This is a genomic window from Photorhabdus kleinii (assembly GCF_025384885.1).
GTDB classification, from domain to species: domain Bacteria; phylum Pseudomonadota; class Gammaproteobacteria; order Enterobacterales; family Enterobacteriaceae; genus Photorhabdus; species Photorhabdus kayaii.
The window spans coordinates 1-15,105 of the sequence record NZ_JAJAFY010000013.1; the positions used below are offsets into that span (position 1 = coordinate 1).

General features: G+C 41.6%; 14 protein-coding genes and 3 pseudogenes. 6 read left to right on the top strand and 11 right to left on the bottom strand.

Annotated features, from left to right (window positions below; genetic code table 11):
* The 8 genes and pseudogenes from LG003_RS08870 to flhB all read right to left on the bottom strand — a co-directional run.
* A pseudogene (locus LG003_RS08870) lies at positions 1-502 on the bottom strand (hypothetical protein); the annotation flags it as partial.
* A gap of 91 nt (positions 503-593) precedes the next feature.
* Positions 594-2,108, bottom strand: a complete 1,515-nt coding sequence (locus LG003_RS08875; RefSeq protein ID WP_112879188.1) for a hypothetical protein — start codon at positions 2,106-2,108, stop codon at positions 594-596.
* Between the two features lie 35 nt (positions 2,109-2,143).
* Positions 2,144-2,566 (bottom strand): hypothetical protein, encoded by a 423-nt coding sequence (locus LG003_RS08880; RefSeq protein WP_112879189.1) that lies wholly within the window; start codon positions 2,564-2,566, stop codon positions 2,144-2,146.
* A gap of 18 nt (positions 2,567-2,584) precedes the next feature.
* Positions 2,585-4,156 carry a hypothetical protein gene (locus LG003_RS08885; RefSeq protein ID WP_112879190.1) on the bottom strand — a complete coding sequence of 524 codons (1,572 nt, stop codon included), beginning with the start codon at positions 4,154-4,156 and terminating at the stop codon, positions 2,585-2,587.
* A gap of 179 nt (positions 4,157-4,335) precedes the next feature.
* Positions 4,336-4,779 (bottom strand): hypothetical protein, encoded by a 444-nt coding sequence (locus LG003_RS08890; RefSeq protein WP_112879191.1) that lies wholly within the window; start codon positions 4,777-4,779, stop codon positions 4,336-4,338.
* Positions 4,780-5,642: 863 nt separating this feature from the next.
* Positions 5,643-6,062, bottom strand: a complete 420-nt coding sequence (locus tag LG003_RS08895; RefSeq protein ID WP_262980557.1) for a hypothetical protein — start codon at positions 6,060-6,062, stop codon at positions 5,643-5,645.
* A gap of 508 nt (positions 6,063-6,570) precedes the next feature.
* Positions 6,571-8,652 carry a flagellar biosynthesis protein FlhA gene (flhA, locus tag LG003_RS08900; protein WP_262980558.1) on the bottom strand — a complete coding sequence of 694 codons (2,082 nt, stop codon included), beginning with the start codon at positions 8,650-8,652 and terminating at the stop codon, positions 6,571-6,573.
* Positions 8,645-9,796 carry a flagellar biosynthesis protein FlhB gene (flhB, locus tag LG003_RS08905; protein ID WP_262980559.1) on the bottom strand — a complete coding sequence of 384 codons (1,152 nt, stop codon included), beginning with the start codon at positions 9,794-9,796 and terminating at the stop codon, positions 8,645-8,647. The genes flhA and flhB overlap by 8 nt, the downstream gene beginning before the upstream one ends.
* Before the next feature lie 215 nt (positions 9,797-10,011).
* Between flhB and LG003_RS08910 the strand changes: the two are divergent.
* The 5 genes and pseudogenes from LG003_RS08910 to LG003_RS08930 form a co-directional block, all read left to right on the top strand.
* A pseudogene (locus LG003_RS08910) lies at positions 10,012-10,752 on the top strand (S-type pyocin domain-containing protein); the annotation flags it as partial.
* Positions 10,749-10,937: a CPCC family cysteine-rich protein gene (locus tag LG003_RS08915; RefSeq protein ID WP_262980560.1), complete on the top strand. Its 189-nt coding sequence runs from the start codon at positions 10,749-10,751 to the stop codon at positions 10,935-10,937. The pseudogene LG003_RS08910 and the gene LG003_RS08915, both read left to right, overlap by 4 nt.
* A 356-nt stretch (positions 10,938-11,293) precedes the next feature.
* Complete coding sequence (locus LG003_RS08920) at positions 11,294-11,761, top strand: DUF6392 family protein (protein ID WP_262980561.1); 468 nt, start codon at positions 11,294-11,296, stop codon at positions 11,759-11,761.
* Between the two features lie 106 nt (positions 11,762-11,867).
* Positions 11,868-12,335, top strand: coding sequence for a DUF6392 family protein (locus tag LG003_RS08925; RefSeq protein WP_262980562.1), 468 nt, complete (start codon positions 11,868-11,870; stop codon positions 12,333-12,335).
* 107 nt (positions 12,336-12,442) lie between these two features.
* A complete protein-coding gene (locus tag LG003_RS08930) occupies positions 12,443-12,910 on the top strand; it encodes a DUF6392 family protein (protein ID WP_112879199.1) in 468 nt (155 codons plus the stop codon).
* Between the two features lie 261 nt (positions 12,911-13,171).
* Here LG003_RS08930 and LG003_RS08935 read toward each other — a convergent pair whose 3' ends face one another.
* Entirely contained in the window at positions 13,172-13,423 is a 252-nt protein-coding gene (locus LG003_RS08935) for a DUF2442 domain-containing protein (RefSeq protein ID WP_262980563.1), read from the bottom strand.
* 84 nt (positions 13,424-13,507) lie between these two features.
* The gene (locus LG003_RS08940) at positions 13,508-13,711 is read right to left on the bottom strand and encodes a DUF4160 domain-containing protein (RefSeq protein WP_205068666.1); all 204 of its coding nucleotides are present in this window, start codon (positions 13,709-13,711) and stop codon (positions 13,508-13,510) included.
* A gap of 107 nt (positions 13,712-13,818) precedes the next feature.
* Between LG003_RS08940 and LG003_RS08945 the strand changes: the two are divergent.
* A pseudogene (locus tag LG003_RS08945) lies at positions 13,819-13,990 on the top strand (IS982 family transposase); the annotation flags it as partial.
* Between the two features lie 391 nt (positions 13,991-14,381).
* Here LG003_RS08945 and LG003_RS08950 read toward each other — a convergent pair.
* The gene (locus LG003_RS08950) at positions 14,382-14,804 is read right to left on the bottom strand and encodes a cupin domain-containing protein (protein ID WP_112879201.1); all 423 of its coding nucleotides are present in this window, start codon (positions 14,802-14,804) and stop codon (positions 14,382-14,384) included.
* Between the last annotated feature and the right edge of the window lie 301 nt (positions 14,805-15,105).

Below are 15,105 nucleotides of genomic sequence, written 5' to 3' on the forward strand. Positions count from 1 at the left end.
AGACTTTATTAATCATCCCAACCGCTAAACAGTCTCCCGCGGCATTCAGGCTAACAGAAGTACCAAAGTACTCCCTCGCTTTAGGAGAAGGAGAAACAATACGCGTCATCATAGTACGTTTCAAACCTAACACCTGCGTGATCTCCATCCGCTCCCACCGCGATAAACTGAAAAAATCCGCAAATTGAACCTGCCGATCGGCATCCAATTTCAGATACCCTCCCCCATCAAAAGAGAATCCACCTTCTGGCTTCAAGGATAGCGCCAAAGCCCCCTGTTCAAAGTTTAACCCGCCAGAATGCTGGGTGTTGAGGGCCAGTTTTCCTTTGTCATCTCGTTTCAACCCTGTGGTTGGGCCATCACCCTGAGCGCCATCAATGATTTCATATGCCTTATATGCCTCATCAATCACATGAGAAAAGGCTTCCGGCATGAGCCGAACACCAGACTTAAAACTCGCTTTCAATGAGTCAACAGTACTAATTTCTTTATCAGTCATAATATGTCCTCAAAAGCCGTATTAGACAGTCACCGTCACCTGTTCTCTGTTCTCCGTTTTCTGTCCTCTGTCTTCTGTCTTCTGTCTTCTGTCTTCATTTGACATTCTCAAAGGTATAGACTGCACCGGCTTCAGGCGCGGAACCGACCTTGGTTAAAACTGCACCAACCGCCAAACTCGTTCCTAACTTATTCAAACTGACAGCCTTACCAAAACCATTTACATTGTCTAAATTGCCTGAAGGGTCCAAAATCTCGATAGGTGTTTCCATATTCCATTTACCATTCAGATGGGTATACACATACACTCGGGAAGCCGCCCCCACTGCCAGACGGTCTCCCGCATCATTCAGTTTGATAGTGCAGCCAAAATACGTTACGCCACTTGCAGGAGCCGAAAATTTAATGGGATTTTGTGTATCCCAGATCCCATTCGTACGCGTATACAGATAAACCTTCCCATTAATAATGGGTGAGTCATCATCCGCCCCCACCGCCAGACGATCTCCCTCTGCATTCAGGCTAAAAACCTTGCCAAAACCGGGTGAACTATCTTCAGGGGGATTGAACCTAATGTAGCCTTCATCCCAAGTCCCATTCGTGCGTGTATACACACAAACCATGTTTATTGCAGGAGAAGGATAATTAATATTGGTACCATGCACCGCCAGACAGTTTCCCGAAGCACTCAGACAAATCATGGCAACCTCGTTACCATAATCCGAAAAATAAAGCTTAATGGGGCTTTCTCTGTCCCAGATCCCATTCGTGCGTGTATACACATAGAGCTGAGATCTGTCTCCCCCCACCACCAGACAGTCTCCTACTGCGCTCAAGCTGACATTTACATCATAGCCGCTATAAGAACGCTGGATTGGAAACACAATGGGATTTTTTGTATCCCAGACGCCATTCGTGCGCATATACACACAAGCATCCATTTTATAAACATCGGTTTCTCTTAAGTATCCTACTGCCAGGTTATCTCCCTCCGCATCCAGACCGACACTCCATGAAGCACTGCGATATTTATCGCCATAAGCCTCAAACACAATGGGCGTGCTTGTATTCCACCACTCATCCTTCCGGCACATATACAAATAGAGCACTTTCTCCATCCCAACCACTAAGCAATCTCCCGCCGCGTTCAAGCTAACAGAAGTGCCAAAGCGTTCATTCTCTTTAGGGGAAGGAGCAACAATACGCGTCATCTTGGTGTTGGTACTGCGTTTCAAACCCAACAACTGTGCGATCTCCATCCGCTCCCACCGCGATAAACTGAAGAAATCGGCAAACTGAACCTGCCGATCGGCATCCAATTTCAGACGCTTTCCTCCATCAAAAGAGAGTCCACCTTCTGGCTTCAGTGACAGCGCCAAAGTTCTCTGATCAAGGTTTAACCCGCCAGAATGGTGAGTGTTGAGGGCCAGTTTTCCTTTGTCATCTCGTTCCAGCCCTGCGGTCGGGCCATCCCGCTTATCACCATCAATGATTTCATATGCCTTATATGCCTCATCAATCAAATGGGAAAATGCTTCAGGCATGGGCGGAACACCAGACTTAAAACTCGCTTTCAATGAGTCAACAGAACTCATTTCTTTATCAGTCATAATATGTCCTCAAAAGCCGTATTAGGCAGTCACCGTCATCTGTTTTCTGTTCGCTGTTTTCTGCTTTCTGTCCCAGCATTCAATAACAACTTGGCAATTTGTTCCCTCGTCTCCTCAGGAAGCAATTTAAAAGCTTGTGCTGAAACCGCTACAGTACCATCCACCGACAACGCCCCAGATTTATCCAACATCAATCCCCCATTGGGCTGTAGCCTTAACGCAAGCCCTCCCGGTTCCACCGCGATGCCATTGCCAGTCTTAACCGCCAAGCGGTTATCGATAATCTGCAATCCGACCCCCGGATGATAAGCTTGATCACCATCCTGCCAACCAAAAAGCTGTCGCCACAACGTGGCCCAATCAATCAGTGAATAAAATGCAGCCTCAGTCGGGATCTTGCCAGGGGCGAAGTGGGTACCAAGCTGACTGACCGTTTCATCTGTTATCTCTTTCGCCATCGTCTTTTCCTCATTTAGCTAGTCGTAAAGGTAAACTTTCCCTTCGCCACTTTTCCAGCCACTGGCGCCAATCGCCAATGTATTGGCGTCACCGCTAAAACAAACACCGGCGCCAAATTTATGGTTTGATTCCCCATCTAGCTCCAGTAACCTGCCCTGCATAATCCACTGTTCATTCTGATAGCTAAACCACCACACCGCCCCGGTTTGCACACCTGTGTCATTTTTACCAACAGGTGTTGACACCACCAGTATCTGGCCGTCACTACTCAAAGAGAGTTCGCTGCCAAACCTTTCCCCGGCACTCACCGCTTCTCTCAGTATCCCCATAACTTGCCATACATTACTGTGACGCTGGTACAGATAGACCGCACCAATATTGTTCTTCTCTCCCGGACACCCCACCGCCAGAATATTGCCGCTATCGCTCAGGCTGAGACTAGCGCCAAAGTCGTCTTTGCTGATGGTTAAAGGCGAAGTCAACGGATTGAGCGGCAGTTGCGGCTGCCAGTATTCCTCATGACGATGAAATATCGTCACTTCACCATTACCATTACGCCCCGTTGCCGCCACTGCCAAGGTTGAACCATCCGCACTCAAACTTAGTTTGCCGCCAAACATATCGCCCTGTGCCGGAGAAGCTAAGGTCAGACGCTCACCAAGCTGTGACCATTTCTTTCCGTCATACTGATAAAGATACGCTGCGCCGCAGTTAGTCAATAAACCCGATCTCCAGCCATAAGAACCTACCGCTAATAGTGTGCCATCAGCGCTCAAACTCACAGCGCAACCGAAATGCTGCTGAACGTTCGCCTCACTAAGCCAAATTTTGGCCGATTTCTCCCACACACCATTTGCCAATCTGTGATAAACGAACACTGAACCATGCCCGCCATCACTGTTTCGGTTATCAATACCCACCGCGAGAATATTACCGTTTCGATTCAGACTTAGCGCTCTGCCGCCATAACCACTAACGTAATCAGCGAATTGCTGCCGCCAACCATTATCGGTATAAGAAAATAGATATACAGGTTCCTTAGCCTCTGCCCCACTAAGCGCGATAGTTTTCCCATCGCCGCTGACACTGACAACAGCGCCAAGGTTTTTATTGTTACCGTTGGTCGGCAAATCAAACGCGGGCAACTGCGCCTTACTTGCTGCCATCTCCTCAGCATGAATCAGCCAACGGTAAAGCTCCCTTTTTTGTTCCTCTGTAAAACTCTCAAACAATGCCAGCGACAATTTAAAGTCGGGGCGTAATCCCAATTCGCCATTAATGAACTGTAAGCCGCTGCTCTTATCAATATTGACAGCAATTTCACGGTCTTCCCCGATATGCACCCCTTCTCCGGGATTCACTAAGAGTAAATTCACTTCATCCAGATCCCGGTTCAATCCTGCTCCTGGATTATTATCGGCCTGATCAGCATCCAGCCCGGCCAAACGCCGCCCTTCCGCCGCTATTTGCACCAATTGAGCATAATTTTCACTTTTCGGCAGGGAATATAATTTAAACCAGGATTTGACTTCCTCTTTATCCAACGGATTATTCTCGCTGGATGTAATAGATGTCTTGCTGTTAGCCATTAATACCTCCAATTCAGAATGACAGATAAGTTGATGTTATTACACGCCGTTCTATTCTTTTATTTTCGGGATAAACAATATTCTGGCTTTATCCCTCTCTTGATACTTCTCTTTATTCTAATTGACCGCTTTATCGGTAAACTTTACCGAATCGTCGGGCATGGTGATATGTTTAGCCCCTAAACGGGCATTCCTTCTCTGGGTACAAACAGCACCTCTGCGGCTTTTAGCTGTTCGTAGTCTTTCTTACTCCAGAAGAATTCTTTATCGGCAAACTTCGCCAAATCATCGGGTGTGGCAACATGTTTAATCCCCACACCGCGTATTTTTTCTGCGGGTATAAACAACACCCTTACAAATTCTATCTGCTCGTAGGTTTCCTCACTCCAGTAACCTTCTTCATCGACAAACCTCACCAAATCACCGGGCGTGGCGACATATTTAATTCCCAAGCCAGGTGGAATCTCTCCGGCTGGCGTAAACAACACTTCCGCAATTTTCATCTGTTCATAGGTTTCTTCATGCCAGAAGAGTGATTGATCAGCAAACTTCGCCAAATCATCGGGTGTGGCAACATGTATCACGACAATATCTTCTTGATGTAGCGGCGGTTCGGTGGACATAATGTTCCCCCTATTAATAAAGTCAGACCTTGGTTAATGTGTTATAGTTGATAGTTGATACTGCCCTCGGAAGACTCGCTCCCGATGATTCTTATCTAATATTTAACTTGACTACGCTATTCGTTTTTCGTATGACACAACCAGCTATATTTAAGCATTATAGAAAAGCGAGTTTTTGCCAGTTATTTGATGAAAATTTAATTGCTTTTTTTTAGAAATCTCATATAAAAAGATATTATTTAAATAACATTCGACTAGTGCCGCAATAACCATTCATTTTATTAGATTTAAATCAATCAACCAAGAATTTTATTATGAAAAATATAATAATCAATGACACTTATAAATGTTACATATTTACACCAAGCTATTTCATTGCTAAATAATAAAAATTTTACTTTAATAATTAAGAAAATATCGCGTACACTTAAATAACACTAGAATTATAATTATCCACATTAAATAATTCATAACTGGGGAGAACCGATAAAATGTTAAAGGGAGATGGTTAATATATGCAAAAAAATTGTTAATAGCCATGTCAATTATCTCTTTAATTTTTCACAATATTAAACCAGACGGACAATTCATTTAAATTAAGAGATTTATTAACGAATAATAAAAAATTAACAATATGCAAAATATAAATTTCTAATATGGAATTTCAGATTTAATAGAATAGAAAACTAAGCATTCGTCAGCCAGCTTTATATCTGATAATAGGGTTGATAGTATGGAACATGAGAGTTACCTGGCGTTTTGTTTAAGATTTCAAATCTATACAAAAACCGGCAACTCTCAATTTTTCAAGGTTCTGTATCAGTACGAGTCGCACCTAATACACATTAAATTAACTTAATCGATTATTTCCCAAATATCTTAGTTTTAGCTGGTATTCCATCTGAGAATTTCGTACCACTCCAGTCTATCCGATTGGGTGGTATGCCGAATTTTTTCCACGTTAATTTAACAGGCACTCCAAGTATGCATGCAGCAATAAACCGATGCTGACCATCCATGATGTGAGTAAACCCCGTCTGGCTATTGCGCCAGACAACGATTGATATTGGATTTCCCTTTGTTTTGAAGTTTGCTATTTTTTCGTCAACAACTGTTTGAAAAACTTCTGCTTGAGCGGGTAGTGGTGCATAATTCCCAATATCCCTTCGTCCTACAGGACTGCCTTTTAATATTGATGTGTCATATGTGTCCTCATTTCCTTTTAGTTGAGGTCCGTTTTCTGTTTTTCTTAATGTTACGGGATTTAACATATTTTTATACATATTTAACTCTCATCCTTTTGAATTGTGTAGGGAATCAGATATTACTGAATTTTCTTTTTTCGTCACCCAATTTTGTGTATTATTTTTTATCTTTCCTTTATCACTCTTTTATTCAGCATTTGACTGTTTAACCCGTTATTTATTATTCTCACTCAGTATGACTTGATCTATTTTTAATCTATTTCGAGAATTTTTTAATATCAGCTACGGACATAATATTCGTCATGAATAAACTTAATAATCGTTCACGTAATACATTTAGGCACAAAACACCCAATGAATTATTTTCACATAAAAAAGTTCACTTATTATATGAGCGCACAAATATTAAATATAAAATTTATTTTTTAAGAATCTAAATTAACTTAAAAATAATTCACTTATTTTTTGATATTAGATTATTGTTACTAACCTATAAGTACATTAGCAATTATTATTTAATAATGAAAAAACCGAAGTGAATAGAAATCACTTCGGTGATACTTGTAAAAAAATGCTATTGATACCGCTATCCGTTACCACCAATGGTCGCGGTCATACGAATCTGACGGTTATCACTGATTTCAAGATTAGATAAAACCACTAATTGAGGCAAAGCCCTACGCAAGAAACGCGATAACAGCGGGCGTAATGCATGATTAACCAACAGTACCGGAGGCGCGCCCAACATTTCCTGACGTTGTAGTGCTTCCGTTGCCTGCCGTTGCAAGTTATCCGCCAATCCGGGTTCCAAACCACCGCCATTTTGTAACGCCTGAATTAACAAGCGCTCAAGGCCCGCATCCAATCCGATGACCTGAATTTCCTGCGCTCCGGGGAACCACTGTTGAGCAATTGCCCGACCAAGCGCAATTCTAACCAAAGATGTCAATTCATAAGGATCAGTTTGTCCAGGCGCATGTTCAGCCAAGGTTTCAATAATTGTCCGCATGTCTCGAATCGGCACTTGTTCGGACAACAGATTTTGAAGCACCTTGTGCAAGGTTGTCAGATTAACAACATCAGGAATAAAGTCCTCGGTCAGTTTAGGCATCTCTTGGCTGACTCGCTCAAACAGTTGCTGGGCTTCCTGACGACCAAACAGTTCATTGGCATATTGCGTCAACAGATGATTCATATGGGTCGCAACCACCGTACTGGCGGCAACCACCGTGTACCCCTGAACCTGAGCTTGCTCTCTGAGGCTATCATCAATCCAAACCGCAGACAGGCCAAAAGCGGGATCTTTCGTGATATCACCTGGCAATTCCCCCACGGCGCCACCGGGATTAATCGCCAGCCAGCGCCCCGGATGCGCTTCACCACGACCAATTTCTACCCCTTTCATCAGAATACGGTAGCCCGCTGGGGCCAGTTCAAGGTTATCCCGGATATGAACAACTGGCGGTAAGTATCCCATCTCTTGGGCAAATTTCTTACGAATGCCGCTGATTCTACCCAATAACTCACCATTCTGGCGAAAATCAACCATCGGGATCAGGCGATATCCCACTTCCATACCCAAAGGATCTTCAAGCTGAACATCGGACCATGAAGCTTCTGATGTCTGTTGCTGCTCTTCTATTTTTGGTTTTTCTGTATTTATTGCCGGCGCATCAGTACGGCGATACAGATACCAGCCAAGACCAGCTAATGCCGCGGTAAATAACAGGAAAACAAAATTGGGCATTCCCGGTACCATGCCCAACAATCCGAGAACACCCGCGCTCAACATCATCACTCTGGGATTGTTGAACAGTTGAGTTACCATCTGCTGACCAACGTCCTGATCCGTTGCTACACGGGTAACAATAACACCCGCCGCAGTAGAAATAATGAGAGCAGGTAACTGTGCAACCAAACCATCACCAATGGTTAACAGGGTATACGCTTCTCCCGCATCCCCCAAACTCATACCATGTTGGGCCACACCAACAATTAAGCCGCCAACGACGTTGATAACTAAGATCATCAATCCCGCAATCGCGTCGCCGCGCACAAACTTACTGGCGCCATCCATCGAACCATAAAAATCCGATTCTTGTGTCACTTCAGCACGGCGTTTCTTCGCTTCTTCTTCACCAATTAATCCGGCATTTAAATCGGCATCAATTGCCATCTGTTTACCTGGCATGCCATCCAACACAAAACGGGCGCCCACTTCGGCAATCCGCCCTGCACCTTTAGTAATGACCATAAAGTTAATCAATACCAAGATGATAAATACCACAATACCGATAGCAAAGTTGCCACCAACCAGAAAATGGCCAAATGCCTCTACAACGTGCCCCGCTGCCGCAGAACCCGTATGCCCTTCCAATAAAATGATACGGGTTGAAGCTACATTAAGAGATAAGCGCAATAACGTGGAGAACAGCAAGATGGTCGGAAATGCGGCAAAATCTAGCGTACGCCGGGTAAACATCGCCACCAGCAACACCATGATTGATAGCGCTATGTTAAACGTAAACAGCAAATCAAGCATGAATGGCGGCAATGGCAATACCATCATCGACAAAATCAAGAGGATCAATACCGGCCCGGCAAGCATTTGCCACTGCGAGCCTTTCATATTGCCCGGTAAACGAAGTATAGAGGCCAGATTAGCCATGACGATTATTTTCTCCAGCAAAATCCAGTGCTGGCGGCACTGGCAGATTTTCAGGTTTCTTCGGCTTCAAGCCGCCTTCCCGTTTCCAACGTTTCAATTGGTAGACCCAAGCCAGAACTTCCGCGACGGCTGCATAAAGTGTCGCGGGGATTTGCCCGCCAACTTCACTATGGCGATAAAGCGCCCTGGCAAGTGGCGGCGCCTCAAGTAATGGAATGCGATTTTCTGTACCTATTTCTTTAATCCGTAATGCAATAATCCCCGCCCCTTTCGCCAATACTTTCGGCGCACCCATCGCTTTTTCATCATATTTCAGCGCAACAGCATAGTGAGTCGGGTTGGTGACAATGACATCCACTTTAGGTACATCCGCCATCATACGCTGACGGGCAGCCGCCCGTTGTTGCTGACGGATACGCGCTTTAACATGTGGGTCCCCCTCTTGTTCTTTAAATTCATCCTTTATTTCCTGCCGGGTCATTCTCAGTTTTTTCAAATGGCTGTATATCTGGTAAACAACATCGAAAGCCACCATCGGTATCAACATGAAAACCACCACATAACCGGCGAATATCAGCATTTGCATAGCATCATCCAGTGCCAACAGTGGCGGTTGAGCTATGAGCCGTAACATGGCAGGCCAGTTCATCCAAAGGAACAAAGCGGCGCCAATACCGACAAATCCTGCTTTAAGTAGTGCTTTGAATAATTCCGCCAACGCATTCATTGAAAAAATACGTTTCAGGCCAGAAATGGGATTCAATTTTTTCGGATCAAATTTGATGGATTTGGTACTGAACACTAATCCACCCAATAGCGCCGGAGCACTTAATGCTACTAACACTAATCCGGCAAAAACCGGCAACAAAGCCAAAACAGCTTGCTGGAGCAATCTGCCAATCTGTTGAACCATCTGTTTATCATTGCTGACTACATTGTGATCAAAGCTAAACCCTTCAAACACCATCAACGACAATTCATGCGTCATTGACTGACCACTTATCCAGAGCAAACTTAAACCACTGGTCAACATCAATATAGAACTCAGCTCTCTGGAGCGGGCTATCTGCCCCTCTTTGCGGGCTTTTTCCCGCTTATGGGGAGTGGGTTCTTCTGTTTTCTCAAGATCGCTATCTTCAGCCACGGATTTCCTTGTCAGCGTTTAAAACATTGTCGGTCAGAAAATATGGAATCAAATGGCTGTTAGCATGACAAAAGAGAAAAAATCCGATGGCTGGAACAATGGGAAATTTGACCGGGTATTTGCGGGATCAAGTTCAATAGTATGAGCAATCCAAGATAACCAAATGACTGGCAGCAAATGCGATTAATGTAAGAACCAACGACGTTGTACTTTACTTAAACCAATATCATCTTAGTGAAATTGCTGAACAGTTCGGTAAAGCACCGACTCGCGTTCGTTTTCGCTGGATCAGAGATGAAAAAAGCGGCAGGATGACGGTTCAGGGCTATCACGTCAGCCCGGAAAGCGGTATGGAGAAAGTGCCGGTTCGTATGATGAAACGGACTCCGGTCACCGGTAATTATGAGTTCTGGGAACCGGGAGAATACCGGCCGACGATTTTATGGACACCAAACGAACAGGAATTCAAAGTTCCACCCCATACCGGGAATGAGGAACAGCCGTTTATTCCATCGCAGATAACCGTATTGCCGATCCCGGATAAGGTAGGCAGCGATATTGAATCGTTGCCAATGCCGGAAGAGAAGGATTTTCGCGATTATATTCTGATATTCCCCATCCCGAATATGCCGCCGGTGTATGTGTATTTGAGTAAAAATAAAGACACTCAGATTTGGACTGAAACAAAGAAATTACTACCTGTATCAAATGCATATAATCATTGGGAAAAACATAAGCATGAATTTCCTGAGCTTAAAAACTCTAAAGAATATGTTGATGCTACTCATGACTTTGTTAATAATCCTCCTAGTGGAACCTTAAGGAAAAAGAGAGCAAACGGTGATGAAATTTTTTATCACCCACTTTCAAACACATTTGCGTCAAAGAGCAAAGATGGTATTCCCAGGACAATGTTTAAACCGGAAAGAGGAATAGAATATTGGAACAGACAATGATGGAATATAATACTTGTCCGTGTTGCGGTAAACGGACAATTGAGCGTTTAGGGGAATATGAAATATGTCCGATATGTAATTGGGAGGATGATCCTGTTCAATCAGCAGACCCACATTTTTCAGGAGGAGCTAATTCTATGAGTTTAGAAGATGCGAAGAAACTCTATCTTTCAAAGAAAGATTGATTTTAGAGTTAAATATTCTTTGTAGTATTTCATTGCTTTTATTGTAAGTGATTAATATTTAGGTGAAATTACTATCAAATGAATTATTCGCATAATATTATCAATAAAAAATAGTGGCTTATAAGGACTGAGCTCTGCAACCAGCAGAGTTCAGTCATAACTATAATAAACTCTGTAAGAATGAAAGAGTATGTAAGATGGAATTAAAAAACAAAAGCTGACTTCAAGAATAATATCGAATGAAGGTACAGAGGAATAACAATATTTTGGTATTTCCAGTCGGTTCAGGTGTTAAACTACTATCCACCGGAATCAACTAGGGTGGTAGCTAGCAGGAGGCAAAAAGGGTTATACAAATGACAGTCAATGTAGAGGCATTAATAAACAGTTTGGGTAGGTCTCATCAGGAAATTTTTAATGAAGGGTTAATTCCTTATAAAACTAAGCCAATAGGATATCCTGGAGCTTCATTTATTGCTCTGAATATGGCTAAAGAGGGCATGCATTTAGCTTTTAAAAGAGATAGCAAAATTTTATTTGCTATAGAACTTTTTCTGCTTGATCAGAAGAAACCTTCCTACCAATTCCCTAATGAATTACCTTCTCCCTTGAAGCCCTTGATGTCTAGGAAATGGGTTCACGAGCAGTTTGGTAAGCCGGAAAAATCCCTTCCACCAAGAAAATTTCTCACAAAAGATGTTGGCTGGACGGAACTATATACGCTGTTGGATTTTCGGATACCAACCAGTATGCAAATTGATTACGATCTATCTGAGCGTGTCAAAAAAGTGACATTCTTACCCACCTCAGAAGTACGTTGGTAATTAATATAAAGAGAAGATTTTTCTTAAGAGCCAATTCATTAATCAACAGCTTGCAAAGCTAAGCTGAAAATGAATTGGCTTAATTGAGAAAAGAGTTATATAAATAATGACGATTAACATTGAAGCGTTAATTAATCACTTAGGTAGAACTTATCAGGAAATTTATAGTGAAGGGTTAATTCCTTATAAAACCAAGCCAACAGGAAATTCTGGAACTGAGTATATATCTCTAGATATGGTTAAAGAAGGTGTTTATCTTGCTTTTAAAAAGAAGAACAAAGTTTTATTTGATGTGACACTTACCCTATTGGATAGTGATAAACCATCATACACATTTCCAAATGAGTTACCATCACCACTGATCTCACATATGTCACGTCAGTGGATCCATGAACAATTCGGATTGCCTGAAAAGTCAAAAGAGCCAAAAGTGATAATGAAGCAAGAGTTTGGATGGGTTGACTTGTACACGATACTAGATTTTCGTATACCAACTAACATGCAAGTTGATTACGATTCATCAGAGCACGTTAAAGAAGTGACTTTTCTACCCACCTCAGAAGTTCGTTGGTAGTCAATAAAAGAGTTTTTTCTTAAGAGCCAATTCATTAATCAACAGCTTAAAAGGTTAAATTGAAGATGAATTAATTGGCTTAGTTGAGAAAAGAGGTTATATAAATAATGACGATTAACATTGAAGTGTTAATTAATCACTTAGGTAGAACTTATCAGGAAATTTATAGTAAAGGGTTAATTCCTTATAAAACAAAGCTTAAAGGTGACTTAGGGTGTGATTATGTATCATTGAATATGGTTAGAGAAAGTGTGTATTTGGCATTTAAAAGAGAGAATAAGATTTTATTTGTTGTGACAATTACCTTAATTGATCGAGATAAGCCATCATATCAATTTTCCAACGAGTTGCCATCTCCCCTAATTTCGATGATGTCTCGTCAATGGGTTCATGAACAGTTTGGAGAACCTGAAAAGTCGCATCCACCTGAGATGATTATGAAGCACCAGTTTGGTCGTAAGGACTTATATACATTACTTGATTTCCGTATTCCGACAAATATGCAGATCTCCTATGATTTACTTGACCGTGTAGAATACATAACATTCTTACCCACCTCAGAAGTACGTTGGTAGTCAACATAAAGAGAAGATTTTTCTTAAGAACCAGTTTATTAATCAGTAGTTTAAAAAATTAAACTGAAAATGAATTTGAATTGACTCAATCAAAAATGGAATAATTAATTGAATTTTAGGCAAAAAAAAGCACCCTCAAACCATGCTCGCCATTTTTCATCCGTAAATTGTATTTTAGTCAGTCCATCAATAACCTTCTAGAAAATGACTAAAACGCTCGCCTTTACCAATATCCAAACGCAAGCAATGCAAACAGTTCAATCATATATTACCCCTTAAGCGGGATTTGAGCTTTTTGTAGAGTGCGTCGGGCGCCAGATCAGCATCATTCGGCCAGCACACTGCGCCACACTCATCAACACGCGCTTGGGCAAAGAATTTCTGCTCTTTCAGTGGCTCGAACATGGGTCCGAACAACCGATCCGCGATGCACACCTCTCCATAGGTACCATCATCGAACGTCACCGCCAAGGTGTATTCTGGCTTTATTTCCACTTTCGTTACTCTGCGCATGATAATCACTCCAGCGGTTCAATCTTGTTGAGAGGCTGATGCTGCTCAGCCAGTTGCCAGTCATTCAGCAGATCCTGCCTGTGCTCAACCGCCCATTCGATGACCATAGCCTTTTGCTCGTTTGGGCAATGAGCCTTCCATGACCTCCAAGGTTTCAATTGAGATAATAGCCTCATGTTCACCGTAGTAAGCATGGAAATGAGGCGGATTATGGTCGTCGTAGTACATCCGGATCAGGATGCCAAAAAACTCACTGATAGTTGGCATTTGTAATGGCCTGAGAAACAATGTTTCACCAATCACATAATGCTATTCAAAGTAGCACTAAGATTGACACTACTCAACCATTAAATACGAGATATAAATATCGAGAAAAGGAATCCTTTAGTTGGTTCATCAATCCCCAAATACGAATACCCAATATTTCTCAGATAGAACATTCACGACACTGTAGTGTGCAAGGATTAATGTTAAATGTGTTAGAGGGACAGATAGCTTATTGTCACAAAGAGAACAAAGTCACTGAATATTTCCTGCTTAGAAATGGATATGTTAGTAACGGCTTAACCAGAACTCAGGTTATTTAAGTTAATTTCCATCCGGAAACTCATTACCACCACCCATTGAAATTATTTTCCAATTTAAATATTAGATTAAAATAATTTCAATAGTCATTTCCACCTTTATCATTACAATAGAATATTATCTCTAATATATTTCTCCATTTTATTTACAGTAAATCTAATGTTTCATCGGCTAGTACCTGATCCCCTTCATGAGATGCTCATATATATTGATTGAAAAAATCTTATATCATCCTTTTATCACTCCAATTACTTCTCCTGATTTATAATTATCTTCATGAATATAATGTTAGATACTTTATCTCTGGCAGAATATCATGGCATTCTCGCAATTCACCAAGCACTAGCACATGTTTAATTCAATTTATCCCAAGTTAAACCTTTAATTCTTCTGGGGTTCCCTCTCTATATGGCACCAACGTCGTCCTATCTTGCGAATCAACCGCACAATGATTATTACCGACAACAACCATGACCAAATCGCTAGTTGCTTTAATCGCGTGATCTATTTGTCCATTCACAAAATAACAAACTCCAGGCTCTATTTCATGCTTTTCACCCGCATAAATAACATAACCCGTTCCTGCGAGCACAAATAAGATATGATGCCCTAAGTGAGTATGATTCTGCATCCCTTCATCTTTGCTGAAACGAATTAGATCAGCACCAAAGCCATCAAACGAAACTAATCCCTCACCCGTTCCCATACTGTTAACCATTTTATGACTTCTAGCCATTGTATCGACAACGAGATGTTCACCATTCCAGTGACAAAACCTATTTTTAATAAATTCCATATTACCTTCCTTTTATCTCTATAAATAAAATTTTAAAGTAACTATCATCTCTCTTTATTAATTGAAATAATACTATCTCTCTATCAAGTAAATAATATTTCCCAGTAAAATTTAATCATCACAAATTATATAGACAAATAAACTAACTGGTTACTAACAATATATCAAACAGAAATATGTAATTCCATAGTAGTATTTTACAAATATTCACTTTGTGATAACAATCACTGTAAAACGCTTATTTTAAATATCTTTGTAGAAGATAACCTCAGTTTAAAATGATATTATCCAAAAATTAGGT